Origin of the sequence: Streptococcus sanguinis (assembly GCF_008329445.1) — a bacterium.
Lineage (GTDB): Bacteria > Bacillota > Bacilli > Lactobacillales > Streptococcaceae > Streptococcus > Streptococcus sanguinis_O.
In genome coordinates this window covers 105,814-131,300 of sequence record NZ_VIBR01000001.1, presented here as the reverse complement: position 1 = coordinate 131,300, position 25,487 = coordinate 105,814, and the positions used below count along the sequence as shown (strand labels likewise).

Below are 25,487 nucleotides of genomic sequence, written 5' to 3'. Positions count from 1 at the left end.
AAACCCTTACTTTATTTATTTTTTAACAAATTTTAGGCTCTTTCTTTCCAAGAGGTAGCTGTTTTTTGAAGAACCTTGTTGAGTTCATCAATATTTTCAAATCCTGTTGTACGAAGCCACTTGCGAGCTGCTTCTTCACCTTGCTCAATGTAGTCTTTAACGCTACCAGCCCAAGTCGCACGGCCACAAAGAACGCCGTTGAAGTTAGCACCTGACTCATGAGCAAAGACAAGTGTTTCTTGAAAAAGTTTAGCTGATACACCCGCACTCAAGTAGATGTATGGCAGGTTAGTCGCCTCATCCTGTTCCTTGAAGAAAGCTGCAGCTTGTTCACGTGTATGAACGATTTCACCGTCACCAAAGCCTTCAACGTATTTAACATTGACTGGAACTTCCACTTTCAAGACATCAATGTTGAAACGTGGATCTGAGAAGACCTTCATGGCACCGATAACCTTGTGAGGTTTTACTTTCGCGTATTCAGCGCTGGAAGCATCCGCAATCTTTTCATCGTAAGCCAAGATTTCAAGGAAGAAAGGAATATCTTCTGCCACACACTCAGAACCCACACGCTCGATATAAGCCTGCTTTTGCTGGTTGAGTTCTTCTGAGCTGTCTACATCATAGTAAAGAAGGAATTTCACCGCATCCGCACCTTGTTCTTTGATGCGTTTTGCAGACCAAACATCCAGACAGTCTGGCAGGCGCTTGGTACTAGAAGTATCATAGCCTGTCTTTTCATAGGCCAATAACAAGCCAGCATTCTTGTCCAGAGCTTTTGTAGCAGGCAGGCCATACTCAGGATCCAGCAGCATAGATGAAGCATAAGGAGTCAGCTCTTCTGCAACCAAAACTTTCAGTTCTTCCATTTGAGCTACTGTTGGTTCTGCTTCCTGGTGTTGAGCCATGAGGCGTTTCAAAGCACCGCGTTGGTCAAATGCCAAGGCAGAAATGATGCCATTTTCATCAGAAAGTTTTTCCATGTACTTGCGTTTTTGTTCTGTTAATACCATTCTTTATACCTCTTTTACTGTGATTTGATTGTATAGGCCGTCGTAGTTTTCAACGTTGACATGACCTGTCATTTTTTCTTGGGCATTGAGCATGCCGAGAACATTTGCCTTTTTGAGCAGGGAGACAGCATCCGCTTGATGACTCAAGGCCGAAGAAATCCCTGCAACAGTTGAGTCCCCAGAGCCAACTGGATTGACCACTTGGATTTTAGGAATATCTACTTTATAGAAAGTATCCCAGTGCTTAGCAAAAGCTCCGTCTGCACCAAGAGATACGATAATCCACTCGATTCCTTCAAATAGCTGTTCTGAAAGGACAGCTTTTAATTCATCCAAATCTTTTGAAACTTCGCGACCCAATAACTGAGAAAGTTCCTCATTATTAGGCTTGATGGCAGTTGGTTTGATATCTGATTTGAGCACAGCTTCCAGAGCTGCCCCAGAGCAATCCAGCACCACCTTATTGCCAGCTTGATTAGCAATTTCAACCAATTGAATATAATATTCAACAGGTAAACCGGCTGGTAGACTTCCCGAGATACTAACTACCTCAGCTGATTCCATTAATGATTTAAAATGATGTAAAAAACCATTTGCCTCATCTGCTGTAATAGTCGGACCGGCTTCTAGGATTTCTGTTTGCTTACCTTCGTGTAAGATAGCAATACAGTTTCTAGTATCTCCCGAAATATTATAAAATAATGGCCGCACAGCTTTATGAAGATTCTGCAAGAGAAATTCACCATTAGTCCCACCAATCAGTCCTGTCGCAGCAACATTGTCTCCAATTTCTGCCAAGACCCTGGTTACGTTGAGACCCTTGCCGCCCGCTGTTTTACTGACTTCCGAAACACGATTAACAGTATCAATTTTCAATTCTTCTAAGGGATAGGAAATATCGATAGAAGGATTCATGGTCACTGTAAGAATCATCTGGCTACCTCACTAGTCGTGGTACTCTCCACGATCCCATTTTTCAAGAAATTCTGTAAAGAAGTTGGCATCTGTTTGATGAGCATTGTGAGTCTCAACGTGCTCAATTTTTGCGATCAATTTTTTATTTTCTTCAGTCGGCTTGTACTCCGCATGGATGAAAGCTTCAATGATATCACACATGAGGAGCTCACCAGTAATTTTACCGCCAAAACCGATAACATTAGCATTGAGTTCTTCTTTAGCATAGAGAGCTGAAGTCATGTCGCGTACCAAAGCCGAACGAACACCAGGCACCTTATTTACAGCGTTGTTGATACCGACTCCTGTACCGCAAATACAAACACCAAGATCCGCTTGACCACTAACGACTGCTTCCCCTACTTTTTTACCAAAGATTGGGTAGTGAGTACGAGTATGGTCATAAGTACCAAAATCAAGAACTTCATAGCCTTTTGATTTTAGAAAATCTGAGACTGCCATTTTTTCATTGGTAACGATATGGTCACATCCAATTGCAATTTTCATTTGATTTCTCCTTTTCTTAGCACATCTTGTTGAGCATGTCGACCCGGATTTGGTGGCGGCCGCCGTCGTATTTACCATTGACAAAGCCTTTGGCAATGTTCTTAGCCAGCCCTTCACCAACGATTTCAGCTCCCATCGTAATCATGCGAGAGTTGTTATGGCCGCGAGTCATGTAGGCAGAGCGTTCGTCTGAAACTTCCGCTGCGACCATGCCTTTGATTTTGGTCGCTACCATGAATGGGCCAGCCCCATAAGCATCGATGACAATACCAAGATTTTCCTCTTGCTTATTCACCTCAGCTGCAACTGCAAGGGTCACATCAACAAAATCCTGACCTTCTTTCGTCACATCCACCACTTCAAAGTTTTCTCCGACGAGAAAATCCTTGACCACATCTTTTAGCTTGCTTCCAGCAGCATCTGCTCCAATAATAATTGCCATGAGCATTCTCCTTTGTTTGATTTTTTACACAGAATATTGTTTATAAAAAACACTTTCTGTTTCCTATAAGCATACTATACTCCTTTAAAAGTTATTTGTCAACAGATTTTTGTTTATTTTAATCAATATTTTTTCAAAGATGATTAAAATAAACAAAAAAAGCCCTAAAAAGAGCTTTTTGATAATTTTTTCATCCATTTAAAATAAACTAGGAAATAATCTTGGTATAAACTTCTAGTTCTTCCTGAGCATTTTCAGACATCTGGTCTGTGATAACAGCTGTAATATAAGCCAAAGGACAGATAGAAGTGAAATCTTCCTTGCCAATCTTAGAAGAATCAATCAGTAGGTAGGTCTCTGTCGAGCGCTCCAAAGCTAACTTCTGAGTATAGGCCTCTTCAAAAGAAGAGGTCATAATCTGCCCGTTTTTGATACCATTGCCACTGAAAAACATCTTAGTAAAGTACATTTTATCCATGATGGCATTGGTCATCTCGCCAACAAAGGCTTGAGTTGCTTCCCGCATCTCCCCACCAAGAAGAAAGACTTTGAAGGTATCCGACTTCTTCTTCAAAAGATCGTGGAAAATCGGCAGACAGTTGGTAATCACGCGCAGGTGCTGATTGCTGATTTCCTCAGCCAGCACCTCTACAGAAGTTCCCGGCCCAAGAAAAATAGTATCGCCATCTTCAATCAGCTCCACAGCCTTCTTGGCAACAGTCCGCTTTGCCTCGATATTCTGATAAAGTTTCTCTTCATGAGGGATTTCTCTGTACTTGAGGTGCTGATTACTCTTAGCCCCACCGTGAACACGAGTCAGCAGCCCTTTACTTTCCAGCTCGATCAAATCCCGCCGAACTGTCATATCTGAGACCTTCATACTCTCTACAATCTCAGCAACCGTCACTGTCCCAGCTCGATCCACCAGCTTAACTATTTCGTCCTGTCTCTGATTTTTACCCATACTATTCCCTCTCTACACTCTAGTTTTGTTTATTATAACTCATTTTTCTGTTTTTTTCCATATTATTTGTTTGTTTTAAACAAAATGTGATACAAAAATCCGAGAACAGTAACTATTGCTGTTCTCGGATTTTTAATATTTCCTACTGTTTATAGTAGTATTGATCAGCAGGGACATTTCCGATATTCTGACCAAAAACTAATCTCGGTCTACTACTATCAGATTGATCACCATACGGATTTCTAAAGCCTATTTTAAATAAAGCAATCATAGCCCCTGAATTCCCTGACCGAATGTTGAGTGTTGGAAACTTGGAATTGGAAATCGAATTTGGTGTGATACTCTCATTTCTGTTCGTTTTTCCATCTGCGGTTATAATTATCTCCAGACCTTCTCCGTTTTTCCAGACACCTGCTAAAGTCGCATAATCACCTTTCATAATGGCTTCAACGTCCAAATCTTGTTTCTCTACTGAGTCAGTAGTATATTTTTCCCACCACTTATCTTGGTATTCTCTAAAACTAATTTGATTTGTTTGACCAAATATTATTCTTTTTTCTGAACTAATATCTCCATTTGGTCCCTCAATATTTTCTGGAACCAAAAACACTGAAATTTCTTTACCCTCTACAGCTATTTGGTTTACTCCAATAAAATATGCTTCATAATAATCTCCTATTTTTCTAGGCAGTTTATTCTCATTCAACTTATATTGCATATGAGAAGAGCCACTCCAAAAATTCCAATCATTGCCTTTTCCAGTAATCCTTGGGAATACACTGGTTCGATTTTGAAAATAATCTTCAGGCTTATAAGCATATAAAGTAAATCCTGAATCAGCTATTGATTGTTCCAAATCGTCATTGGAATAAACACCGTCAAATGAAGATAAGTTCCCCTTGAGTACTAAGTCCTGGGCTTTGGCATTATCTGATTTAAAGAAATCATTTTGATTAGAAAATATCATTTCATGCTTTAAATCTCCATCAGATAAAGTAACTGTAACAAGTTTAGATTTGTCATCAAATACTTCAATAGTAATCTTAAAACTATCATAACCATCAGATTTTTTCATTTTGCTAGTGGAGGTTTTTTTCTTTTCCTCTTCTTTCCAACTAGTCTCAAAAATACCAGAAACCATACCATCGGAGGTTTGATAGTCTATTTTCCACTTATGGTCAAGGGAACTAATTATAGCTTTACTGCCGGTATTAGAAATATACTCCCCTGTAATATCAACCTTATCTGAACTATATGCATTTTCGATAACTTCTTTAGTATTTTTCGAACTATATTGCTTATAGACAAAAAAACAAACTAAGCCTAGGATAGTTATAAAAATAATAGAACCCCAAAATATAAATTTCTGTTTTTTAACTCTATTTGTTCCCCTGTAACTTTTTCTCATATTTCTCTCCGATTTATTTAGTAATTTTTAACTCCCTTACAAAACCAATGTCATTATAACTTTTTGAATTAGAATTGTAAATCCTTAAAATAAATATATGAGTTATTTCTAAATGGTAAGTACTAATAAATCCCCCAGCAGCCTCCTGTTGGGGGATTGTCATTAGATCAAAGCTTGTTATCCAATCAAACTTCCATTTGGGACTTTTTCATCCACAGTAAGGAGAGTCAGTTGGTCGCCGTGCTCGGCTGATAGAATCATACCTTGGCTGATGCGGCCCATCATTTTGCGCGGTTTGAGGTTGGCTACGATTTGGACTTTTTTACCGACCAGTTCTTGCTCATTTGGATAGTACTTAGCAATACCAGAAATGATTTGGCGGTCCTCACCGTCACCTGCATCCAAGCGGAATTGAAGAAGCTTATCTGAGCCTTCAACTTTAGACACTTCTTTGACTTCTGCGACACGGATTTCTACCTTATCAAAGTCGTCAAACTTGATTTCCTTGCGGTTAAGTTTGAGATCGACTTCTTCTGGATTCCATTCTTTTTCAACCTCAGGTTTGTTGCCTTCCATTTGTCCCTTGATATAGGCAATTTCTTCTTCCATATCCAGACGTGGGAAGATTGGCGTCCCTTTCTCTACGACTGTCAGACCTGCTGGAAGCTGGTCAATTGCTAGATTTTCCAGCGAAGTTGCTTGAGGCAAGCCAAGTTGGCTGAGGACAGCCTTGCTCGTTTCCATCATGAAAGGCTCAATCATGTGGGCCACAACACGAAGGCTCGCTGTCAAGTGGCTCATAACCGCTGCCAACTCTTTGACCTTGGCTTCATCCTTAGCTAATACCCAAGGAGCAGTTTCATCGATGTATTTATTGGTGCGGGAGATGAGCGTCCAGACTGCTTCTAGGGCGCGTGGGTAGTCTACTGCATCCATGTGTTTGTAGTAGTCAGCGATGGATTCAGATGCCACCTGAGCCAGAGGTCCGTCAAAATCCGTCACATTTTCTTCATAGGCTGGCACTTGACCGTCAAAGTACTTGTTAATCATGGAAACCGTACGGTTGAGCAAGTTTCCAAGGTCATTAGCTAGCTCATAGTTGATACGACCTATATAGTCCTCAGGAGTAAAGGTTCCGTCTGAACCAACTGGAAGGCTACGCATGAGGTAATAACGCAGGGCATCCAAACCATAGCTTTCTACCAGCATTTCGGGATAGACCACATTGCCCTTAGACTTGGACATCTTGCCATCCTTCATGACAAACCAACCGTGAGCAATCAAGCGGTCGGGCAGCTTAATATCCAGCATCATGAGCAGGATTGGCCAGTAGATAGAGTGGAAACGCAGAATGTCCTTGCCCACCATGTGGAAGACTGTTCCATTCCAGAATTTATCGTAGTTAGCATGATTATCCTGACCGTAGCCAAGTGCTGTCGCATAGTTGAGTAGTGCATCAATCCAGACATAAATAACGTGTTTAGGATTAGATGGCACAGGCACGCCCCAAGTAAAGGTCGTCCGAGATACGGCCAAGTCTTCCAGACCTGGCTCAATGAAGTTTTTCAGCATTTCATTGAGACGTCCATCCGGCGTAATAAAGTCTGGATGAGATTTGAAAAATTCTACCAAGCGGTCTTGGTACTTGCTGAGGCGAAGGAAATAAGACTCTTCTGATACCCACTCTACTTCGTGTCCAGACGGTGCGATTCCACCAGTTACTTTTCCATTTTCATCACGGAAGACTTCTGCCAACTGGCTTTCGGTAAAAAATTCCTCATCTGATACAGAATACCAGCCTGAATATTCACCCAAGTAGATATCATCTTGAGCTAAGAGTCGTTCAAAGACATCGGCTACAACCTTTTCATGGTAGTCATCGGTCGTCCGGATAAATTTATCATAAGAAATATCCAACAGCTTCCAAAGTTCCTTGACTCCAACTGCCATACCATCGACATAAGCTTGAGGACTGATGCCAGCTTCTTCTGCCTTAGCCTGAATCTTCTGTCCATGCTCGTCAAGACCGGTCAGGTAGAAAACATCGTAGCCCATGAGACGCTTGTAGCGAGCCAACACATCACATGCAATGGTCGTATAGGCAGACCCGATGTGGAGTTTACCGCTCGGATAGTAGATAGGGGTTGTAATATAAAACGATTGTTTTTCAGTCATTTTTAATCCTTTCAAGGCTAATGAAACCTTTTTTAGTAGCACTTCATTATATCATATTTTGTTAAGTTTGCGAAAAGACATTCATTAACATTCAAATCAATTAAAAAACCTAGAAAATATTCTAGGTTTAATAGGTCACAACATTCAAGTTGCCACTTTCATACTCAGCGATAAAGATATTTGAAATATCGGTGTATCCATCTTTAGCTAGCCTCTCCACCAGCCAGTCTTCTGTTTTGTCAATAGACTCCAGAATATCAATCTGGACAACACCATCTGTGATAAGGGGATATTTAGGATTCTCTTCACCAGCTTGTACAATAATCAGCTGGCCGTTTTGCTCTATAACCGCCCGTTTGACCTGCTTGAGCTGAAAAATACCTTGGCTGCGTAGCTTCAAAGCTACATCTGCTGCTGAAAGACCAACAGAACGGCAGGCTTCAGGACTCAGTTCTCCATGCTTAATCAACGTTGTCGGCTTACCATCAATCAAATGCTTAACCGCACGGACATTGTTATTGAGCCACTTCAGGCTTAAAACCAAGATGGTCCACATGATGAGAATGACTGCATACTGAAGAATATTAATGGAGCTATTATAAATCACCCCACCAATAATACCACCAAGAACATAGTTTTGAATCTGGTCGATCGCTGAATTAGGCGCCAGATTGCCTTTTCCCGTCACGTTGATGACAAAAACTAGTGAGAAAAGCCCCAGCGCTAGTTTAATTAGGATTTCAAGAAAATTCAATGTCATTTTTCAACCTCCACTATTTCGATATCTGTCGTCTTATGCAAGTCAATTTTTTCAAGCAGATATTTATCCGGCTCACTACCGCTCATAGCCCGATAAAAGTTCTTTCCGACCTTCAAAATCGCTCCATCCGTCGCGGCTGAAGTATTGACATAGACCTCCGACTTATCTACACCCAAGTCTTCTGAAATGACCTCAATAAAATGCAGAGAGGTTTGAAACTGGTTGTTAGAGTCTTGGTCAGTCTGAAAATTGCTAATGCCAATCAAGACCATGGCCACCAAAGCCAAAACAGAAATGATGGCTAGTTCCCGGAATTTTGAATCACGCTTATTGCGATAGGCCTTAAAAGCAAAAAATCCTGTCACAAGCAGCAACAAGACAGAAAGTGCAACAGTCACCCAGTTTTGCTGACTAATCTGACTCAAAACATAATCATAAGAATAGAATTTCATGGCTTCCCCCTATTTTTTCTCGCTCTATTATAGAAAAATTTTCATCTTATTTCAAGCTTTCTTACAATCACTTTGCTATAAATCAGTCCTAAATTTTGTTATAATAAACTCAGGAAATTTTACTAGAAAAGGAAATTTTATGAAACTCATTTCTTGGAATATTGATTCTTTAAACGCTGCATTAACCAGTGATTCTGCACGCGCTCAGCTTTCTCAGGCCGTCCTTCAAACCTTGCAAGCAGAAGATGCAGATATCATCGCCATTCAGGAAACAAAACTGTCTGCGACTGGCCCAACAAAAAAGCACTTGGAGATATTGACAGATCTTTTCCCAGACTATGAAAACACTTGGCGCTCCTCTCAAGAGCCGGCCCGCAAAGGCTATGCAGGAACCATGTTCCTCTACAAAAAAGAACTGACACCAACCGTAACCTTCCCAGAAATCGGCGCTCCGTCAACCATGGATGTTGAAGGTCGCATCATTACGCTAGAATTTGACGGTTTCTTTGTCACTCAAGTTTATACGCCTAATGCTGGTGATGGACTCAAACGCTTAGAAGACCGTCAAGTCTGGGATGCCAAATACGCTGAATACTTGGCAACACTAGATGGACAAAAACCAGTCCTCGCTACTGGCGACTACAATGTGGCCCACAAAGAAATCGACTTGGCCAATCCAGCCAGCAACCGCCGTTCACCAGGCTTTACTGACGAAGAACGTGCTGGCTTCACCAACCTGCTAGCTAAAGGCTTTACCGATACCTTCCGTCACTTGCACGGCGATATTCCTAACCAATACACTTGGTGGGCGCAACGCAGCAAGACTTCTAAAATCAACAATACAGGCTGGAGAATCGACTACTGGTTGACCAGCAACCGCGTGGCTGACAAAGTGACCAAGTCTGATATGATTGACTCCGGTGCGCGCCAAGACCACACACCCATTGTCATGGAGATTGAACTCTAAGGAGAAAACGAATGGACTATCAAGCTGTCATTCCTGAATTTGTAGTATCTGACATCGAAAAATCACGCCACTTCTACTGCGACCTGCTAGGATTCTCTGTCGAATACGAGCGTCCAGAGGAGAAATTTCTCTTCCTCTCACTTGAAGACTGCCAACTTATGCTAGAAGAAGGCAGCGCAGAAGAATTAGCCCAACTGACTTATCCTTTCGGACGCGGTGTCAATATTTCCTTTGGCATTGAAGATGTCCCTCAGCTCCACCAAAAACTGCTGGAAGCTGGCTATCCCATCCATCGGCCCTTGACAAAAAGGGAATTTCGAGTGGGAGATAGCTTTATTTATCCCCATGAATTTGCGGTTTTGGATCCAGATGGTTATTTTTTAAGATTTAGTGAATAAGAAAGCGAAGTCATTAGACCTCGCTTTTTAAATGTCTTTAAAGTCATAAAGTTGCGGATAGTGTTCGCACTCGGGATTTTTAGGATGGCAGATGGCACGTCCAAAGTAAATCATTGCCTGATGGGCAGGCAGCCAACGTTCCGGTGGAAGGACATCCATAACTCGCTTTTCTACTTCCAGTGGCGTTGCCGACTTTTTAACGATATCATGGTGCTTGCAGATGCGCTCCACATGGGTATCAACAGCAAAGGCTGGAATACCAAAGCCCACACTCATGACCACATTGGCCGTCTTGCGACCAACACCAGCTAGACTTTCCAATTCCGCCCGCGTTTGTGGTACTTGGCCATCAAAGTCGTCCAAAAGCTGCTGGGCGCATTTCTTCAAAAACTTGGCCTTGTTGCGGTAGAGGCCTAGGCGGGAGATGTATTTAGCAATGTCTGCTTCACAAGCCGCAGCCATGTCTTGAGGACTTGGATAGGCTTCAAACAGAGCTGGCGTTGCCTTATTGACCGCAGCATCTGTCGTCTGAGCCGACAGCATGACCGCTACCAAAAGCTCAAAGTGATTGCGAAAATCCAGACTGGGCTTGGCGTCAGGGAAAAGAGCAATAATCTCTTCAATCACATGACGAGCCCGTTTTTTTGATAAAACCATGATTCTTCTTTCTAAGATTGAGATAGATTTATTATATCATGAAAAGCTTTTTAATGTCATTAGGAGCTTCTTCAGCCACGCTTTCTAACTCAAATTCGATCATACAATCTACTCGAAGTACATTCCCTAAAAGAAAAATCATAACATCTTGTATATTCTTTCCATCCCACTTGATACTCCTTATACCTAATTCCAACAGGAAGGAGTTACTTACCATTTAAAGGTTTACTATTCTTCTTCATCATCAATCAAAAAGAAATCATAATCTTTGAAAAAAAGTATAGATGCCAATCTGTAACCAAGACAAACCTGTCAACCAGTTCGAAATAGAGGATCAAGTATTCGTCACAAGGAAATCCAGATTCTAGGAAACACTATATTAGTTTCATATCATTTAAATTTAGGTTTGAGCCAAAATTCTTGGATATTGCCGTACCAATCAATACCAGCAATAGTATTTCTGAAAAATTCAACATAGTTAAGATCTTCCCTTAAAATTTCAGAGCCGATTTTAATCCAACCTGATTGCTCATCATAATACGTTTCCCAATTGTAAGCATAGTCAATGCGAAAACTATCTCCCCCATTAATATCATTATCTGTAACAACAATAACACCTTTATCAGATTTAGGAGGCACCAAACTTCTTTTTATCCAAGAAAAGTCGTTATGATACCCCCAAAGTTGGGTGGATTCCATATTTTCTGAATTAAAACCTAAAAATAAATATATAAAACTAAAAGTAATATCGCTAGTTATTGTTGGAGTAGCTATTAATTCCTTTGTATCTGTTTTATATATTAACTCCTCTTGCTGATAATACTCTTTTTTTATTATTTTAAACATATTTTCCTACCTATTAATAAAGTTAAAGTGTACAATTTGATTTGTATCTAAATCAACAACTAATTCCCAAATACCATTGCTTCTTCCATTAAATGATCCCTTCACTTCCCAACGCCAACCATTTGGTAAGTACTTATCTTTTACAGGGATACCACCATCGATAATTTCTTGAATAATTAAATCTGTCCCAGCATTATCAACGAATGGCCTAGCTTTATCGCCTACGTATTTGCCGCGTTTAATAACATCATTTGCATGATTTTTGACTGTTTCTGTCATCGTTAATTCAGAAGCTTGTATATTTTTAGAAATAACATCACCACTTTTAGCTACATCTTTCGATGTATCTGCAGTTTTTCCAATATCTTGGATTTTATCAACAACCTTTGCAGTATCTGTAGTCTTATCCACTGCCTTAGCTGCATCTACTACATCATCTATCTTATCTACTACTTTTGCCACATCGCCAACAGTATCAACTGCTTTGGCGACTTTACCTGCCCCCTTAGCAATTGGGATGAGATTCATGAGTGTCCAAACACCAGCTTCAAAGCGATTAGCATCCTCACCAGTAACAGGATCTTTTCCGTCTATCAGTCGTTTAATATCATAAATTCCAGTAAATTCACCTAGTAAATTTTTACCAAATTCTTCCGTTCTTTTCCATACTTCTGCATTCCTAACTTGCTTTTCCTCATCTGTCAAAATTGGGGCTGTCCCTACTGCATTTTTATAATCATAGGCAGCTATAAGTTTATCAATAGAGTCTGAATCTCCTTGATTCGCTCGTTCAATCAACCTTTGCAATTCCTCTAGACTTTGAGATTTTTTAGATAGATTAGTAGCTTTATTTCTGACTCCCCAAGAGCTTTGAATATTTTGGGACCAATCTGTTGGTGCAGAATGAAAGCTACCATTGAACCCCTTAAAATCTGCATCGATCATCGTTAATCCTTGCATCACAGACGAATACATATTCTCAGCTCCAGACAATAGAGTTGCTGAACCCGCTGCAAAATTTCTGAGCTTAGTCAATTTTTCCTGATAACTATCTCTTAATGTTTGAACCGACTGCAGATTCTGCTTTATTTCTTGCAAACCAGCGACAGAATCTTTTAATCCAAGTTTTGTTACCTCAGAAATAATTGCATTATAATTTTCAATAATTCCATCTTGAGCAGTGATTTGCGCTTCAAGTGTTTCTTCATCTAAGTCCTCTTGCCCAACATCTGAACGGTAGGTAGTTGGCAGACTACTTGTTCCAGATGATAGCTCTTCCGAGAACATAATTGCGCTTTTCAATAAAGGAATAAGAATATTTCCAGCATAAGCTTTGGCTCCGCTATAAGCGGTTCCTTGCAGATTACTTGCACCTATAAAAACTTCCAAGGCTGCAATAACAGAAAGATAGGCCGTCGTTCTGCTTGTTACTACGCTAGAAGCTGTCGTTGCTTGGGTATCCGAAGAACCCAAACTCATTTTAATACCCATAATTTTTCCTCCTGGACTTCTCTTCCTCCAGATGTATCAACTTATGCTCTCGCTCTAGATTTTTTAGTTTTTCTTCAAAAGCTGTTTCTTCCTTCTGCAGTAGCTTCTTATTTTTCTCAATTATGCTTACCAATAAGTCAGATGTATGCTGCAGTTGTTCCAAGGTAGTTTGGCGATTAATTTCATCTTTATAGGATAGATTATAATATAGAAGTTCATTTAGAAGTAATGTTGAATTAGAATATCTTGTATCAATTTCCAGTTCAAGGTTTGTTATTTTTCTTTTTTTATCTTGTATATCAAATATCTTTTCCTGAACAACTATTTTTTCATCACGTACTTGTTCCCAAGTTCTTTTACTGTCCTTCTTATCATTCATGCCCCGTCTCCAATATTTTGTTCAAGGGAGTTTTTTAATAAATTTTCTGGTGAAGAAGGTTGTATTTGAGGACCATAACCGCTCATTCTAAGATTCACTCCATTTTCAAATAATTTACTCAAATCAGAATCTTTAGCATCAAATTCTTGTGCAAGACTATGAACCAAGTTTACAAATTCACCAATTTTTGTACTAATACTTTGAGCGATAACCGCCTCATTGGTTAATAAATTCCCTGCAGTGGTATTCCCTTGATAACTACTAGTGCTATCTTTTGTAACTTGACCAGATATTAAAATACTATTTCCTGCTGCAACAATCCGTCCAGCTATATTAGCTGCAGTTTGCAACTCACTTTGTATATTCCCCATCTCTTTTTTATCCTTTCATTGAATATTTATTCAAATTTATTTTGCTTATTGGAATTAAAACAAAAAAATGTAATTTCTGACACTCAAGAGCAACATCTATCATATCAGTCCAAAAATAAAAACTTTTAACCACTTTTTTTCAAGCCTTATCTTCTCACAACCCCAACTCTTCATACGTCTTCCGGTAGCCAATCTGCAAGATTTGGTTATCTCGAACCAAGAGCGGCCGTTTAATCAACATGCCGTCTGTCGATAATAAATCAGCAGCTTCCTGGGATGTCAAATGCGGAACTTTTTCTTTGAGACCTAGCTCACGGTATTTGAGGCCGCTGGTATTGAAAAAGGCCTTAATCTCAAAGTCCGAGTTCTGAATCCAGTCTAGGAGTTGGTCCCGGCTAGGTGTATTTTGGACAATATCCACTGCCTCAAAATCCACTCCTAATTGATTGAGCTCAGCCTTGGCCTTGCGGCAGGTAGAGCATTTTGGGTATTCGATAAATTGTAACATTGTTTTTCCTCCGTCCCTATGATAGCCCAGCTAGCTCCTTCTTGTCAAGCCGAGACTCATTAGAAAAAGCCGACAAGCGAAAGGCTCATCGGCTGGTAAAGACGCATTCCATAAAGAAACACTGTCTATTTCTCGGTTATTTCTTAATCAAACGCACGCGCACAATATTGTCGCTATTCTCAAATTTATCAACCAGCTCCTGAATCTTGCTTTCATCCGATTCATCCAGATCCAGCAAAGTATAGGCATAATCCCCCTTGGAACGATTGATGATATTGTCAATATTGATATTCAAATCACTGACCGCTGTTGAAATTCGAGCCACAATATTCGGTACATTTTTGTTAATCAAGGTAATCCGATAAGGCGCTGAGAGAGCCTGACGGACATTAGGGAAATTCACTGAGTTAATAATCTCGCCCGTTTCCATGAAGCGTCGGATGGTTTTCCCAGCCATAATGGCACAGTTGAGCTCAGCTTCCTCTGTCGAGCCACCCAAATGCGGAAAGACAGTAATCTGTGGATGACGGAGCAGCTCTTCTACACCAAAGTCTGTGATATAGCGCTTGACTACACCAGCATCTATGGCTTCAAAGAGGGCAGCATTATCCACCAGCTCGCCACGAGCAAAGTTGATGAGGGTTGTTCCCTTTTGCATAAGACCAAAAGCAGCCTGATCGAAAGTAGCGCGTGTATCCTCAGTCAGAGGGACGTGGATAGTGATATAATCACTCTTCTCAAAGATTTCCTTAATGTCTGCTACCCGTTTGACATGGCTAGAGATATTCCAAGCCGTTTCAATGGATACATAAGGATCATAGCCAAGGACGTTCATCCCCAGACGATAGGCATCGTTAGCAATACGGCCGCCGATAGCTCCTAACCCAATGACTCCCAGAGTCTTTTCTGAAATCTCTGTCCCAGCAAACTGCTTCTTACCAGCTTCTACTTGCTTGGGAACATCATCACCAGAAAGCCCGTTAGCCCAACTGTTAGCTGCGATATAGTCACGGGCAGATAGAAGAATAGAAGCCAAGACTGCTTCTTTTACCGCATTGGCATTAGCTCCTGGCGTATTGAAGACCACAATTCCCTGAGCCGTTGCCTGATCGACAGGAATATTATTGGTTCCAGCGCCTGCCCGCGCAATGGCTTTTAGATTAGTTGGAAATTCCTGGCCATGCAGGTTTTGACTACGCAGGATATAAGCATCCGGATTGTCAGACTTGTCTCCGTCAATCTGAAAAGCATTGCCCAGCTCCTTGAGCCCGATTTGATTGATATTGTTAAAGGTTTTGACACTAAAGACCATAATTTCCCTCTCTTAAGAATTTTCTTCTTCAAATTTCTGCATAAAGACAATCAAGTCCTTGACACCTTGAAGCGGAAAAGCATTGTAGAGACTAGCTCTCATGCCGCCTACGCTGCGGTGCCCCTTGATATTCTTAAATCCTGCTGCAGCAGCCTCTTTGTTAAACTTGGCATCCAGCTCTGGGCTAGGAGACACAAAGGGAATATTGGCGACTGAGCGCTGCTCCTTGTAACGGACTGGACTACGATAAAAGTCAGACTGCTCAATGAAGTCGTACAAAAGGCCAGATTTTTCACGATTGCGCTTTTCCATTTCTGCTACGCCACCTAGCTCCTTGACCCACTCAAAAACCAGCTTGGCCATATAGATGGCGAAAGTAGGTGGTGTATTGTAAAGAGAGCCATTATCCGCCTGAATGCGGTAATCCAACATGCTAGATAGAACTGGTTCGTCATCCAGCAAGTCTTCTCGGATGATGACAACTGTCACGCCGGCAGGTCCGATATTCTTCTGAGCCCCAGCATAAATCAAACCGAAATCCTCTACTCGGTACTGAGCAGCCAGGATATTAGAAGACATGTCCGCTACAATCGGTACGCCATTGGTCGCTGGCAGATCATAAATAGCCGTTCCTTCAATAGTATTATTGGTTGTCAGATGCACATAAGCCGCCTGCGGATCAATCTCCTTCTCATCAAAAGAAGGAATTTCCGTGTAATTTAAATCCTCTGATGAAGCCAAAAGAATAGGCTCAAATGGAATGAACTTAGACAGCTTGACTGCTTCAGTGTAAGCTTTCTTTCCCCAAGATCCAGCTACTAGGTAGTAGGCCTTGCCGCCTTGGGCTAGATTAAGCGGAATCATACTAAACTGAGTAGAAGCTCCCCCCTGCAGAAAGAGCACGCGGTAATTGTCCGGAATATCCATGAGCTGACGTAGCAAGCTCTCAGCTTCTTTGATAATATCGTCAAATTCCTTGGATCGGTGGGACAGCTCCATCACACTCATGCCACTTTGGGCATAGTCTAAAAACTCAGCCTGAGCTTTTTTCAAGACTTCCTTGGGCAATACTGCCGGTCCAGCAGAAAAATTGTAAATCGTCATATCCTACCTCCAAAATTTATTTTGTATATCATATCACAAAGTTTAGAAAATATCTATTTTATTTCAGAAATCAAGCACTTTTTTAGTCAATTCCCGAACATTGTTGACTTATGGACAAGCAAAACCAACTGTCTAATCTAGATAACAAAAAAATCCTGAGTTTAAGTCAGGATTACTAAGTCTGAAGACGTAGAAAAATTACAGATTTAATTTCTATAGAAAGTATTTAATCAATTTTCATAACTTCCTATATCTTCCTCTTCCAATAAATTCTATCATCCCTTTATCTCTTAGCAATTGTAATTGTTGGCGAATCTTGTCCTTAATATGATGGTTGTTAGGGAAAATAAGTTTTAAACTCTCCTCAAAAGAATACATATCTTCAAGTGTAAACTCTTTCTCCTTGATTTTATCCAAGCATTTGAGAATTTCCAGCAACCATCCCCTAGTAGCAAAAGATTGCTTTCTAAGAAATAAGGTCTCTCTAAATTCTTTATGCACTAGTTCAGGCTCTCTAATCTGACCATTTTTAACTAGAAATATTCTTCCCTTTGACGGCACTTGTGACAAATCGATATTGCAGCCTACCCATCCCGCTCGTCTTGCCGTCGGACCAAGTGGCTTCCTCTTAATTATAGTGTCAACTGTTATAAATTGCTTGGGAAGGACTATAAAATTTTGAACTTCATAAGTTTCCGAATAGGTCAAAAAGAAAAAGTTTGGATTATTATCTGCTTGTACTCTCTCAACCATAGTTGCATAAGCACCGTCATTGATAATAGAAGAAAAATTTCCCTTTTTACTTTTTAGTTCAAATTCTTCTGAACACCTCTGGCAAAAGAAGTCTGCAACAGGGCGATTATTTTCATAGTGTTTCAAAGGACTTTTACCACAATTTGGGCAATAGCTATGACGAGCAACCCAATCTTCTGTCAAAACACGAGCCTTTTGACTGTTGCTTTTATAATTTTTAATTAAAGCTAAGTTAAACTGTAATTGCATAAGAACCTCGAAGTAAGATAAACATCAACAACCTACTATAAAAATTTGACAGCAGGAACCATGATTACACGCATTTTTAAAGTCTTCAACTTTCTCTTAGTTCATGATAAACCGCATAGAGCTCGCTCTTGTTCTTGCCGTATTTCTTGGCTACTTCCTTGATGGCCTGATTTTTTTTGCTGCCGGCTTCAACTAAAAGATCAATTTCAGCTAGGATCTGCTCTTGAGATATGTCTTGAAGAGCATCTTCTTCCGCTCCAGCTACAATCAAGAGACACTCTCCTTTAGGCGGATGTTCAGCCGTATAAGCCAACAAGTCTGAAATCAGCCCTCGCTGATACTCCTCGTGAATCTTAGTCAGCTCGCGCACCAAGACGACTTGGCGGTCACCATAAACCGCCAGCATATTTTCCAGCGTCGCCCGAACCCGATGAGGGGATTCGTAGAAAATCTGAGTCTCAGGATAGGATTTTTTGCTAGTGAAAAATTCCTTCTGCTGGCCAGCCTTTCTAGGCAGAAAGCCATAGAAAATATGCGGTTGGGGAGCCAAGCCGCTGGCAATCAAGGCTGTTATTCCAGCACTAGGACCAGGAATCGGTACTACAGTAATGCCAGCTTCTAGCGCTGCCTGAACCAAATCATGTCCAGGATCAGAAATACTGGGCAGACCAGCATCTGAAACCTGGGCTATATCATTTCCGCTTTGAAGCATGTCCAAGAGAACGGGGATTTTCTCCTTGGCATTGTGCTCGTGAAAACTGATTTGCTTGGTCTCAATCCCAAAATGCTTGAGCAGAAGGCCCGTATTTCTCGTATCTTCAGCCGCAATCCTGTCAACCTCTTTCAGGGTATTGACCATACGGATACTCATATCATCCAGATTACCGATAGGAGTCGCGACCAGATAAAGATTGCCGTAGGCAGTTTCGCCCTTAAAACTTTTTTGAACCTGCATCGCTACTCCCTAAATAACAATTCATCGCAGAACATACACTCCGCGTCATTCTCCCTGCGCTGACCATAGAAATCCGTACAAACATGAAAGCCGTCATAATAAAGCTTACGCAGATTATCCCGGTTTTTCTTGGTCTTGGTTGGAGCTTCTTTCTCCACCTCTCCCAAGCGCTCCCTCAGCTTGTCATTTTCCAGATGCAGAGCAATATTTTCCTCTACCACACTCTTGAGATTTTTCTTGACAGCCTCCACCTCAGCAAGGGTCACTAAAAGCGTCTGTGAAAAATCATCCAAGGCGTCAAATAAGTCTTTTTTATCCATTTTATACTCCTGTGCTGCCTCTTGTTACTTTCCCTTCAAAGTCATATATTCTAAGGCGTTTTGAAAAGATACATTGGCCCGCCACATCTTCCGAGCCAGCAAAAGCTGCTCCAAGGCCTGTCGACCGCTTTCTGTTGCTATCTCTTTATAAAATAACACTTCCAAGAGCTTGAAGATCTGTTCCTGCTTCTCCTTATCATCAGCCAGCTTTGCCAGACATGAAACCTGCAGAAATGCCTGACTGGAGCGAGTCTGAAAATCCTTGACAAAGCGCTCGCATTCGCTGACTAATTCATAAAAGGCATTATTATGAGCCAAGCTAGCCGCTTCTGACTGAGTCTGACTATAAGCAGCTAGTAGCTCCGCTCGACTTTTAATCAAGCCATCCTGTTCCAAACTGTGCTGCAGAGCAGCTGTATTTTTCAAAAAATGATAAACCTGAGTCCGACTTCGAATCGTCGGCAGAATCAGCTGTTCATCAGCAGTCAGAAGAAAGATATAAATCTCACTCTGCGGTTCCTCAATGACTTTGAGCAAGGAATTGGCTGCATTGACGTGCATCCGATCCGCCTCGCAGATAATGAAAACCTGCCGACTGCCTTCTAAACCACTTTGAGAGAAGTTTCGGACCAGCTCCCGAACCCGGTCTGTTTTGATAATGTTATTAACTGGTCGCACCACCGTTACATCAGAAAAATCTTCTTCTGCAATCAAACGGCAAGAACGACAGGACTGACAAGGCCAGACGCCTTGCTTATTCTCACAAAAGAGACTCTGGGACAGGATTTGGGCCATTTCAAAACTGCCAAAAGCTCCGGTAAACAAGTAGGCATGACTAAGCCGCCCCTGTTCCAAAATATGCTGAAACTGCTCAAACAAGCTGGGCTGGCTTTGCTGTAAATCTTTTATCTTCATGACGGATTCCCAAATCGTTCCTGAATGATGGCCAAACTATCAGCCACTACCTTATCTAGTGGTTGACTGGCATCCACCTTGACAAAGCGCTCAGGCTCCTTGTCAAGAATCGCCAAATAGCCCTGGCGAACCCGCTGGTGCAAGTCTAAACCCTCCAGATCAAGCCGATTCACCTCTCGACTCTCGCTCCTAGCAATCCGCGCCAGCCCTTCTTCCACATCAATATCAAAATAGAGGGTCAAATCAGGCTTGAGTCCATCTGTCGCAAACCGATTGAGCCATTCAATGTCTGCTACATCCAGACCCCGTCCGTAGCCCTGATAGGCAACTGAACTATCGATAAAACGGTCCATCAAGACAAGCTTTCCTTGCGTTAAAGCTGGCAAAACCCGCTCAGCCAAGTGCTGACGGCGGCTGGCAATGTACAGCAAGAGCTCAGTTTTAGCATCCATAGCCGTATGACTAGGTTCCAAAATCACTTCGCGAATGGCCTCCGCAATCTGGACGCCGCCCGGCTCCCGCGTCGTAATAAGACCAGTGCCATAATTTTTCAAAAAAGGAAGCAAGGCTTCCAACACACTCGACTTTCCAGCCCCTTCCGGACCTTCCAGCGAAATCAAAATACCATTTTTCATCTTTACTTTTAATCTCTAACTTCTATTTTTTGTTCTTTATAAGAAAATACACATAAGACTTGCCCTAAAGCTTGATATAATCTACTTTTCAGAGTCCGTCCACATTACTGAGCAGCCTAATAAGAGCCGAATTCGTCAGCTCATTATTTTCATCCTACTCTTTTTTATCTATTGTTTATTTTACCAAAAAAAAAGCTAAAAGCCCATCATAAGAAAAGACTTTAAAAATTTTTTCAAAGTGTTTCACAAAGGCTAAATTTTTGGTAAAATATATTCAGAATAAATTTCTGGAAATAGATTTAGGAGGATGTTATGTTTAAATTAAAAAACGTACTGGCCATCATTTTTGGGGCTGGAATTTTTTCTTTTGGGATTCATTATTTGGTCATTCCTTTTCATTTATATGAAGGTGGTGCGACGGGTCTGACCTTGATTGCCTACTATCTGTTCAAAATCCCTGTCTCGACGACCAACCTGATTATTAACATTCCTCTCTTTATTATTGCTTGGAAGCTACTGGGCTCGCGAACCCTCTACCTCAGCATTCTGGGAACCTTCTCCGTGTCTGCTTGGCTCAAGATTTTTGAAATCCTACCTGCCTCCAAACACTTGCAAAACTATTTTCTCTCAGCTCTGGACGGGGATGTTTTACTGGCCTGTCTTGGAACAGGGATTGTTCTGGGGATTGGACTGGGCATCATCTTCAATGCTGGCGGAACGACGGGCGGTACTGACATTGTAGCCCGCATCTTTAATAAATACACTAGCATTTCCATGGGCAAACTCATGCTGACTGTTGATTTTGTAGTCATTACCTTGGTTCTCCTTGTTTTCAAAGACCTACGCATGGTGTCTTATACCCTGATGTTTGTCTTTATCACCTCGCGCGTCATTGACCTGATCGCAGAAGGAGGTTTTGCCGGCAAGGGATTCCTTATCGTTACCAGCAAACCGGCAGAACTGGCTGAAGCTATCAATAACAAGCTGGATCGTGGAGTGACCTTCCTCAAGGGGCAAGGCTTCTATAGCAAGCAGGATCTCCAGATTGTCTACTGTGTTGTTTCCCGTAACGAAATGCAACAAATGAAGAAACTTATTAACCAAGTCGATCCATTTGCCTTTACTACTATTACCGAAGCCCATGAGATTTTGGGTGAAGGCTTCACTTTAGATGCCAACAAACAACCTATTGTACGTTAAAAACCTCATCTAATGATGAGGCTTTTTTATCGCTTATAAAGCTTTTGCAGCAGTATGTGTAATCTCAGCCAGCTCAATCGCATGCTCTTCAAATTTTTTCTTGAGAAGAGCTGTATCTATATTACCAGCTAACTGTACTTCAATGACGACTTTGCCATCCTTGCGTGGGATATTGACGGTATTGGAGATGTTGAGATTTTCTTCCACCAGAAGACGGATTATCTGCTCAAGAACCCCCACCTTATTCTCAGTGACAAAGCGCAGACGGACTCCCTCTTCACCATAGCCAGATACTTCTAAGAAAGCCTTGAAAATATCACGGTCAGTGATAACCCCGTAAAGTTGCTCATTGTCTACGACAGGCAAGATACCAATCTTATTTTTCAGCATCAGATAGGTCGCATCTTCCAGACTGGCAAACTGAGAGATTGTGACCACATCACGAATCATAACATCACCAACTTTTGTTTTGTTGAGAAGATAGTTCATCTCATAAATGGATAGACTCGTTGCCTTAGATGGACTAGCTTCTGCAATCGTTCCTTCTGTCACCAGTCCCACTAATTGGTCATTCTCAATCACTGGCAGACGGTGGAGTTTTTGCTCACGCATCATATCTGCCGCATGAGCAATCGTAGTATTTGGGCTGATATAAACCACCTTACGCGTCATAAAATCTTTAACTGCCATAAAAGTTCCCTCTACTTCCTATCCATAATTCTTATACTTATTATACTTTATTTTGCAGCGGATTTCAAACGCTTCCAAGGTCTTTGCCTAAGTTTTCAAAATTTAGAAAAATCCCGCGATTGGAAAAATTGAAGATAGGAAATGGTCAACTATACTAGCTTAACATCCAAGAGAAGAAAAAAGGTACTGCAGACCTTTTCAAAATGTATCCCAGATATTTTGAAGAAAACTCGCTCTCGCGAATTCCCATCTGCAACCTGAAACAATCCTCTGGACATCTTGACGAAAACCTTGTTTTCTTTATCTGCAACTTAAAAAGGTCCATTGGACCTTTTCTAAATGTTAAGTTACAACTGTAACTTTCTATCAACAACCTAAAAATGTCTCCCAGACATTTTGAAGAAAACTCGCTCTCGCGAATTCTCATCTGCAACCTGAAACAGTCCACCGGGCATCTTGACGAAAACCTTGTTTTCTTTATCTGCAACTTAAAAAGGTCCATTGGACCTTTTCTAAATGTTAAGTTACTATCGTAACTTTCTATCAACAACCTAAAAATGTCTCCCAGACATTTTGAAGAAAATTCGCTCTCGCGAATTCTCATCAGCAACCTGAAACAGTCCACCGGATTGTTTCAGCCACCTAGATATGCTTTGCGGACTTCGTCAGAAGCGAGGAGCTCTTGGCCAGTTCCGGACAAAACGATTTTGCCTGTTTCAAGGACATAACCGCGGTCAGCGATAGAGAGAGCCTTATTTGCATTTTGCTCAATCAAAAGAACTGTTGTCCCTTGCCGCTGGATATCTTGGATAATATCGAAGATTTCCTGGATAAAGATTGGCGCCAAGCCCATAGAAGGCTCATCTAAGAGCAAAAGCTTAGGCGTAGACATCAGAGCCCGTCCCATAGCCAGCATCTGCTGCTCACCACCTGAAAGGGTTGCAGCATCTTGGTTTTTACGCTCTTCCAAGCGTGGGAAACGAGAGAAGACCTTTTTGAGATTGGCTTGATTTTCTTCTCGATTTGTTTTGAGAAAGGCGCCCATTTCCAAATTTTCCAAAACGGTCAAACCTGGAAAGACATGACGGCCTTCTGGTACTTGCGAAAGTCCAGCTGCTACGATTTTTTGAGCAGGAACTTTTTGAATTTCATTGCCTACAAATTCAATTTTACCAGCACTTGGACGAACCAAGCCTGAAATCGTGCGGAGAATGGTCGTTTTTCCAGCGCCATTGGCACCAATCAGGGAAACGACTTCTCCTTCATTTACTTCAAAGCTGACATCACGGACAGCCTGAATCATGCCATAATGGACAGAGAGATTCTCAACTTTAAGCATGGACATTAGGCTTCACCTCCTAGATATGCTTCAATAACGCGTTTGTCATTCTTGATTTCATCAGGTGTTCCGTGCGCAATCAAGCGGCCGTATTCCAGCACATAGATGCGCTCAGTAACTTCCATTACCAGACTCATGTCATGCTCAATCAGCATGATAGTAATGTTAAATTCATTTTTAATCCGTCGAATCAATGCAGTCAGCTCAGCTGTCTCCTGAGGGTTCATTCCCGCAGCCGGTTCATCCAAGAAAAGAATCTTAGGCTCCGTTGCCAAGGCCCGAACAATTTCCAAGCGGCGCTGCTGACCATAAGCTAAGTTCTTAGCCAAGGTTTCTGCTTCCTTGTCCAAGTCAAAAATTTTCAGCAACTCCAAAGCCTTAGCTTTGAGTTCTTCTTCGTTTTTGTAGTAAGCTGGCAGGCGGAGGAAAGAAGCTAACACATGAGCCTTATGATGATTACCAAAGGCAATCAAAACATTATCCAAAACACTAAGGTCCTTAAAGAGCCGGATGTTCTGGAAAGTCCGCCCTAGACCTAAAGAAGCAATCTTGTAAGGTACCTTACCATTGAGCAAATGACCATCTAGTGTCACTGTTCCTTCACTAGGCTCATAAACACCAGTCAAGAGGTTAAAAAGGGTCGTTTTTCCTGCACCATTAGGGCCAATCAGACCAACCAGCTCGCCCTCGTTGAGTTCCAAGGTCACATCGCTGACAGCAGTCAAACCACCAAAGTTTTTAGTTAGATTTTTCACATCAAGAAGTGCCATTATTCTTTGACCTCCTTATTCTTTTTGAAGAGCTTAGACAAGCTGAGCTCCCAAGTTCCTAAAAGTCCGCCAGGACGGAAAATCATGACCAAGATCAAGGCCAAAGAATAGACAATCATCCGAATGCTGGATACATCCTGTAGCAACATATTGAGAACTCCCAATACTACTGCAGCCACAATGGTTCCAGTCATCGATCCTAGACCACCAAAAACGACAATAATCAAGATATTGATAGTGTTGGTAAAGGAATAGTCCTTAGGAACAACTGATCCAACAAAGCCAGCTTGAAGAGAACCAGCAATAGAAGCCGTGATAGCTCCCAAGACAAAGGCTGTCACTTTGATTCTAGTAGTATTAACACCAACAGACTCGGCAGCAATCTCATCCTCTCGGACAGACAGAGTACTGCGACCGATAGGACTGCGCAGGAAATTCAAGGTCAAAATAGTTGTGATAACAACAAAGACATAGACCATCTGCCAAGAAGTAAAGGGCGGAATGGATAGGATACCAGCTGCGCCATTAGTCAAAGTACCGCCATTAATAATCAGAATACGGATAATCTCTGAGACACCAAGAGTTGCAATCGCGAGATAGTCCCCTTTAAGTCGCAGGGTCGGCAAACCAACTACTAAAGCCACAATACCAGCAATGATAGCTCCAGCCAGCATAGCAATGAAGAAAGCTCCATATGTTGGCGATTTAGAGCCAATAATCGCTACAGCGTAGGCACCGATAGCCATAAAGCCAGCATGGCCAAGAGAGAATTGGCCTGAGAATCCGACGATGAGATTAAGCCCCACAGCCAGAATAATATTAATCCCAATCTGCTCTAAGATTTGAATGTAAAACGCATTGAGAACACCGGCACTAACCAATACTGTCATCAGCAAGTAGCCAATTAAGACAAGGCCAAGCCAGAAAATATTTATCTTTAAATTCTTTTTCAT

29 protein-coding genes are annotated in these 25,487 nt (G+C 41.5%); 3 read left to right on the top strand and 26 right to left on the bottom strand.

Features of this window, described 5'->3' with window-relative positions:
* Window positions 1-32 precede the first annotated feature (32 nt).
* The 9 genes from lacD to FKX92_RS00630 form a co-directional block, all read right to left on the bottom strand.
* Window positions 33-1,013 carry a tagatose-bisphosphate aldolase gene (gene lacD, locus FKX92_RS00675; RefSeq protein WP_002903212.1) on the bottom strand — a complete coding sequence of 327 codons (981 nt, stop codon included), beginning with the start codon at window positions 1,011-1,013 and terminating at the stop codon, window positions 33-35.
* A 3-nt stretch (window positions 1,014-1,016) separates the two neighbouring features.
* Window positions 1,017-1,946 carry a tagatose-6-phosphate kinase gene (locus tag FKX92_RS00670; protein WP_149565214.1) on the bottom strand — a complete coding sequence of 310 codons (930 nt, stop codon included), beginning with the start codon at window positions 1,944-1,946 and terminating at the stop codon, window positions 1,017-1,019.
* Window positions 1,947-1,958: 12 nt separating this feature from the next.
* On the bottom strand, window positions 1,959-2,474 hold the full coding sequence (gene lacB / locus FKX92_RS00665) for a galactose-6-phosphate isomerase subunit LacB (RefSeq protein ID WP_002894723.1): 516 nt from the start codon (window positions 2,472-2,474) through the stop codon (window positions 1,959-1,961).
* Between the two features lie 16 nt (window positions 2,475-2,490).
* Window positions 2,491-2,916, bottom strand: a complete 426-nt coding sequence (gene lacA, locus FKX92_RS00660) for a galactose-6-phosphate isomerase subunit LacA (protein ID WP_009659075.1) — start codon at window positions 2,914-2,916, stop codon at window positions 2,491-2,493.
* 208 nt (window positions 2,917-3,124) lie between these two features.
* The gene (locus FKX92_RS00650; RefSeq protein WP_149565212.1) at window positions 3,125-3,880 is read right to left on the bottom strand and encodes a DeoR/GlpR family DNA-binding transcription regulator; all 756 of its coding nucleotides are present in this window, start codon (window positions 3,878-3,880) and stop codon (window positions 3,125-3,127) included.
* 142 nt (window positions 3,881-4,022) lie between these two features.
* Window positions 4,023-5,288, bottom strand: a complete 1,266-nt coding sequence (locus FKX92_RS00645; protein ID WP_125444661.1) for a DUF6287 domain-containing protein — start codon at window positions 5,286-5,288, stop codon at window positions 4,023-4,025.
* A 177-nt stretch (window positions 5,289-5,465) separates the two neighbouring features.
* Window positions 5,466-7,463, bottom strand: coding sequence for a methionine--tRNA ligase (gene metG, locus FKX92_RS00640; RefSeq protein WP_125444660.1), 1,998 nt, complete (start codon window positions 7,461-7,463; stop codon window positions 5,466-5,468).
* Between the two features lie 127 nt (window positions 7,464-7,590).
* The gene (locus FKX92_RS00635) at window positions 7,591-8,223 is read right to left on the bottom strand and encodes a DUF421 domain-containing protein (protein ID WP_125444658.1); all 633 of its coding nucleotides are present in this window, start codon (window positions 8,221-8,223) and stop codon (window positions 7,591-7,593) included.
* Window positions 8,220-8,675 (bottom strand): DUF3290 family protein, encoded by a 456-nt coding sequence (locus FKX92_RS00630; RefSeq protein WP_002897090.1) that lies wholly within the window; start codon window positions 8,673-8,675, stop codon window positions 8,220-8,222. Before FKX92_RS00630 ends, FKX92_RS00635 begins: the two co-directional genes overlap by 4 nt.
* 139 nt (window positions 8,676-8,814) lie before the next feature.
* On the opposite strand from FKX92_RS00630, the gene FKX92_RS00625 reads away from it, so the two are divergent.
* The gene (locus FKX92_RS00625; protein WP_125444656.1) at window positions 8,815-9,642 is read left to right on the top strand and encodes an exodeoxyribonuclease III; all 828 of its coding nucleotides are present in this window, start codon (window positions 8,815-8,817) and stop codon (window positions 9,640-9,642) included.
* A gap of 11 nt (window positions 9,643-9,653) precedes the next feature.
* The gene (locus FKX92_RS00620) at window positions 9,654-10,040 is read left to right on the top strand and encodes a bleomycin resistance protein (RefSeq protein ID WP_149565211.1); all 387 of its coding nucleotides are present in this window, start codon (window positions 9,654-9,656) and stop codon (window positions 10,038-10,040) included.
* 27 nt (window positions 10,041-10,067) lie between these two features.
* Here FKX92_RS00620 and nth read toward each other — a convergent pair whose 3' ends face one another.
* The 13 genes from nth to tmk all read right to left on the bottom strand — a co-directional run bounded on the left by nth (window position 10,068) and on the right by tmk (window position 20,535).
* Window positions 10,068-10,697, bottom strand: coding sequence for an endonuclease III (gene nth / locus FKX92_RS00615; RefSeq protein WP_149565210.1), 630 nt, complete (start codon window positions 10,695-10,697; stop codon window positions 10,068-10,070).
* Window positions 10,698-11,087: 390 nt separating this feature from the next.
* Window positions 11,088-11,543, bottom strand: coding sequence for a hypothetical protein (locus FKX92_RS00610; RefSeq protein WP_149565209.1), 456 nt, complete (start codon window positions 11,541-11,543; stop codon window positions 11,088-11,090).
* A gap of 6 nt (window positions 11,544-11,549) precedes the next feature.
* A complete protein-coding gene (locus tag FKX92_RS00605; RefSeq protein ID WP_149565208.1) occupies window positions 11,550-13,034 on the bottom strand; it encodes a pre-toxin TG domain-containing protein in 1,485 nt (494 codons plus the stop codon).
* Window positions 13,024-13,413: a hypothetical protein gene (locus FKX92_RS00600; RefSeq protein WP_149565207.1), complete on the bottom strand. Its 390-nt coding sequence runs from the start codon at window positions 13,411-13,413 to the stop codon at window positions 13,024-13,026. Before FKX92_RS00600 ends, FKX92_RS00605 begins: the two co-directional genes overlap by 11 nt.
* Window positions 13,410-13,784, bottom strand: a complete 375-nt coding sequence (locus tag FKX92_RS00595; RefSeq protein ID WP_149565206.1) for a TIGR04197 family type VII secretion effector — start codon at window positions 13,782-13,784, stop codon at window positions 13,410-13,412. The genes FKX92_RS00600 and FKX92_RS00595 overlap by 4 nt, the downstream gene beginning before the upstream one ends.
* Window positions 13,785-13,938: 154 nt before the next feature.
* Window positions 13,939-14,292, bottom strand: a complete 354-nt coding sequence (locus FKX92_RS00590) for an arsenate reductase family protein (RefSeq protein WP_111675476.1) — start codon at window positions 14,290-14,292, stop codon at window positions 13,939-13,941.
* A 136-nt stretch (window positions 14,293-14,428) separates the two neighbouring features.
* Entirely contained in the window at window positions 14,429-15,604 is a 1,176-nt protein-coding gene (locus FKX92_RS00585; protein WP_149565205.1) for a 3-phosphoglycerate dehydrogenase family protein, read from the bottom strand.
* A gap of 12 nt (window positions 15,605-15,616) precedes the next feature.
* Window positions 15,617-16,708 carry a 3-phosphoserine/phosphohydroxythreonine transaminase gene (gene serC, locus FKX92_RS00580; RefSeq protein WP_149565204.1) on the bottom strand — a complete coding sequence of 364 codons (1,092 nt, stop codon included), beginning with the start codon at window positions 16,706-16,708 and terminating at the stop codon, window positions 15,617-15,619.
* 237 nt (window positions 16,709-16,945) lie between these two features.
* Window positions 16,946-17,710, bottom strand: a complete 765-nt coding sequence (locus tag FKX92_RS00575) for a DpnI domain-containing protein (protein ID WP_149565203.1) — start codon at window positions 17,708-17,710, stop codon at window positions 16,946-16,948.
* Window positions 17,711-17,795: 85 nt separating this feature from the next.
* Window positions 17,796-18,665 carry a 16S rRNA (cytidine(1402)-2'-O)-methyltransferase gene (rsmI, locus tag FKX92_RS00570; protein WP_149565202.1) on the bottom strand — a complete coding sequence of 290 codons (870 nt, stop codon included), beginning with the start codon at window positions 18,663-18,665 and terminating at the stop codon, window positions 17,796-17,798.
* Between the two features lie 2 nt (window positions 18,666-18,667).
* Window positions 18,668-18,985 (bottom strand): DNA replication initiation control protein YabA, encoded by a 318-nt coding sequence (yabA, locus tag FKX92_RS00565; RefSeq protein ID WP_002894690.1) that lies wholly within the window; start codon window positions 18,983-18,985, stop codon window positions 18,668-18,670.
* 24 nt (window positions 18,986-19,009) lie between these two features.
* Window positions 19,010-19,900 (bottom strand): DNA polymerase III subunit delta', encoded by an 891-nt coding sequence (locus FKX92_RS00560; RefSeq protein ID WP_149565201.1) that lies wholly within the window; start codon window positions 19,898-19,900, stop codon window positions 19,010-19,012.
* Window positions 19,897-20,535, bottom strand: coding sequence for a dTMP kinase (gene tmk, locus FKX92_RS00555; RefSeq protein WP_149565200.1), 639 nt, complete (start codon window positions 20,533-20,535; stop codon window positions 19,897-19,899). The genes FKX92_RS00560 and tmk overlap by 4 nt, the downstream gene beginning before the upstream one ends.
* A gap of 312 nt (window positions 20,536-20,847) precedes the next feature.
* Between tmk and FKX92_RS00545 the strand changes: the two genes are divergently transcribed.
* Window positions 20,848-21,735, top strand: coding sequence for a YitT family protein (locus tag FKX92_RS00545; protein WP_060976684.1), 888 nt, complete (start codon window positions 20,848-20,850; stop codon window positions 21,733-21,735).
* A gap of 33 nt (window positions 21,736-21,768) precedes the next feature.
* On the opposite strand, the gene FKX92_RS00540 is transcribed toward FKX92_RS00545, so the two are convergent.
* From FKX92_RS00540 to FKX92_RS00525, 4 genes are all read right to left on the bottom strand, one after another.
* Entirely contained in the window at window positions 21,769-22,425 is a 657-nt protein-coding gene (locus FKX92_RS00540; protein ID WP_002894682.1) for a CBS domain-containing protein, read from the bottom strand.
* Window positions 22,426-23,059: 634 nt separating this feature from the next.
* Window positions 23,060-23,770: an ABC transporter ATP-binding protein gene (locus FKX92_RS00535; protein WP_002894681.1), complete on the bottom strand. Its 711-nt coding sequence runs from the start codon at window positions 23,768-23,770 to the stop codon at window positions 23,060-23,062.
* On the bottom strand, window positions 23,770-24,534 hold the full coding sequence (locus tag FKX92_RS00530) for an ABC transporter ATP-binding protein (protein WP_002913262.1): 765 nt from the start codon (window positions 24,532-24,534) through the stop codon (window positions 23,770-23,772). The genes FKX92_RS00535 and FKX92_RS00530 overlap by 1 nt, the downstream gene beginning before the upstream one ends.
* On the bottom strand, window positions 24,534-25,487 hold the full coding sequence (locus FKX92_RS00525) for a branched-chain amino acid ABC transporter permease (RefSeq protein ID WP_002914606.1): 954 nt from the start codon (window positions 25,485-25,487) through the stop codon (window positions 24,534-24,536). The genes FKX92_RS00530 and FKX92_RS00525 overlap by 1 nt, the downstream gene beginning before the upstream one ends.

Excerpts from the sequence above, each read along its gene's own strand:
- lacD (WP_002903212.1), bottom strand. The coding sequence starts at position 1,013 with ATGGTATTAACAGAACAAAAACGCAAGTACATGGAAAAACTTTCTGAT.
- FKX92_RS00670 (WP_149565214.1), bottom strand. The coding sequence starts at position 1,946 with ATGATTCTTACAGTGACCATGAATCCTTCTATCGATATTTCCTATCCC.
- lacB (WP_002894723.1), bottom strand. The coding sequence starts at position 2,474 with ATGAAAATTGCAATTGGATGTGACCATATCGTTACCAATGAAAAAATG.
- lacA (WP_009659075.1), bottom strand. The coding sequence starts at position 2,916 with ATGGCAATTATTATTGGAGCAGATGCTGCTGGAAGCAAGCTAAAAGAT.
- FKX92_RS00650 (WP_149565212.1), bottom strand. The coding sequence starts at position 3,880 with ATGGGTAAAAATCAGAGACAGGACGAAATAGTTAAGCTGGTGGATCGA.
- FKX92_RS00645 (WP_125444661.1), bottom strand. The coding sequence starts at position 5,288 with ATGAGAAAAAGTTACAGGGGAACAAATAGAGTTAAAAAACAGAAATTT.
- metG (WP_125444660.1), bottom strand. The coding sequence starts at position 7,463 with ATGACTGAAAAACAATCGTTTTATATTACAACCCCTATCTACTATCCG.
- FKX92_RS00635 (WP_125444658.1), bottom strand. The coding sequence starts at position 8,223 with ATGACATTGAATTTTCTTGAAATCCTAATTAAACTAGCGCTGGGGCTT.
- FKX92_RS00630 (WP_002897090.1), bottom strand. The coding sequence starts at position 8,675 with ATGAAATTCTATTCTTATGATTATGTTTTGAGTCAGATTAGTCAGCAA.
- FKX92_RS00625 (WP_125444656.1), top strand. The coding sequence starts at position 8,815 with ATGAAACTCATTTCTTGGAATATTGATTCTTTAAACGCTGCATTAACC.
- FKX92_RS00620 (WP_149565211.1), top strand. The coding sequence starts at position 9,654 with ATGGACTATCAAGCTGTCATTCCTGAATTTGTAGTATCTGACATCGAA.
- nth (WP_149565210.1), bottom strand. The coding sequence starts at position 10,697 with ATGGTTTTATCAAAAAAACGGGCTCGTCATGTGATTGAAGAGATTATT.
- FKX92_RS00610 (WP_149565209.1), bottom strand. The coding sequence starts at position 11,543 with ATGTTTAAAATAATAAAAAAAGAGTATTATCAGCAAGAGGAGTTAATA.
- FKX92_RS00605 (WP_149565208.1), bottom strand. The coding sequence starts at position 13,034 with ATGGGTATTAAAATGAGTTTGGGTTCTTCGGATACCCAAGCAACGACA.
- FKX92_RS00600 (WP_149565207.1), bottom strand. The coding sequence starts at position 13,413 with ATGAATGATAAGAAGGACAGTAAAAGAACTTGGGAACAAGTACGTGAT.
- FKX92_RS00595 (WP_149565206.1), bottom strand. The coding sequence starts at position 13,784 with ATGGGGAATATACAAAGTGAGTTGCAAACTGCAGCTAATATAGCTGGA.
- FKX92_RS00590 (WP_111675476.1), bottom strand. The coding sequence starts at position 14,292 with ATGTTACAATTTATCGAATACCCAAAATGCTCTACCTGCCGCAAGGCC.
- FKX92_RS00585 (WP_149565205.1), bottom strand. The coding sequence starts at position 15,604 with ATGGTCTTTAGTGTCAAAACCTTTAACAATATCAATCAAATCGGGCTC.
- serC (WP_149565204.1), bottom strand. The coding sequence starts at position 16,708 with ATGACGATTTACAATTTTTCTGCTGGACCGGCAGTATTGCCCAAGGAA.
- FKX92_RS00575 (WP_149565203.1), bottom strand. The coding sequence starts at position 17,710 with ATGCAATTACAGTTTAACTTAGCTTTAATTAAAAATTATAAAAGCAAC.
- rsmI (WP_149565202.1), bottom strand. The coding sequence starts at position 18,665 with ATGCAGGTTCAAAAAAGTTTTAAGGGCGAAACTGCCTACGGCAATCTT.
- yabA (WP_002894690.1), bottom strand. The coding sequence starts at position 18,985 with ATGGATAAAAAAGACTTATTTGACGCCTTGGATGATTTTTCACAGACG.
- FKX92_RS00560 (WP_149565201.1), bottom strand. The coding sequence starts at position 19,900 with ATGAAGATAAAAGATTTACAGCAAAGCCAGCCCAGCTTGTTTGAGCAG.
- tmk (WP_149565200.1), bottom strand. The coding sequence starts at position 20,535 with ATGAAAAATGGTATTTTGATTTCGCTGGAAGGTCCGGAAGGGGCTGGA.
- FKX92_RS00545 (WP_060976684.1), top strand. The coding sequence starts at position 20,848 with ATGTTTAAATTAAAAAACGTACTGGCCATCATTTTTGGGGCTGGAATT.
- FKX92_RS00540 (WP_002894682.1), bottom strand. The coding sequence starts at position 22,425 with ATGGCAGTTAAAGATTTTATGACGCGTAAGGTGGTTTATATCAGCCCA.
- FKX92_RS00535 (WP_002894681.1), bottom strand. The coding sequence starts at position 23,770 with ATGTCCATGCTTAAAGTTGAGAATCTCTCTGTCCATTATGGCATGATT.
- FKX92_RS00530 (WP_002913262.1), bottom strand. The coding sequence starts at position 24,534 with ATGGCACTTCTTGATGTGAAAAATCTAACTAAAAACTTTGGTGGTTTG.
- FKX92_RS00525 (WP_002914606.1), bottom strand. The coding sequence starts at position 25,487 with ATGAAAAAGAATTTAAAGATAAATATTTTCTGGCTTGGCCTTGTCTTA.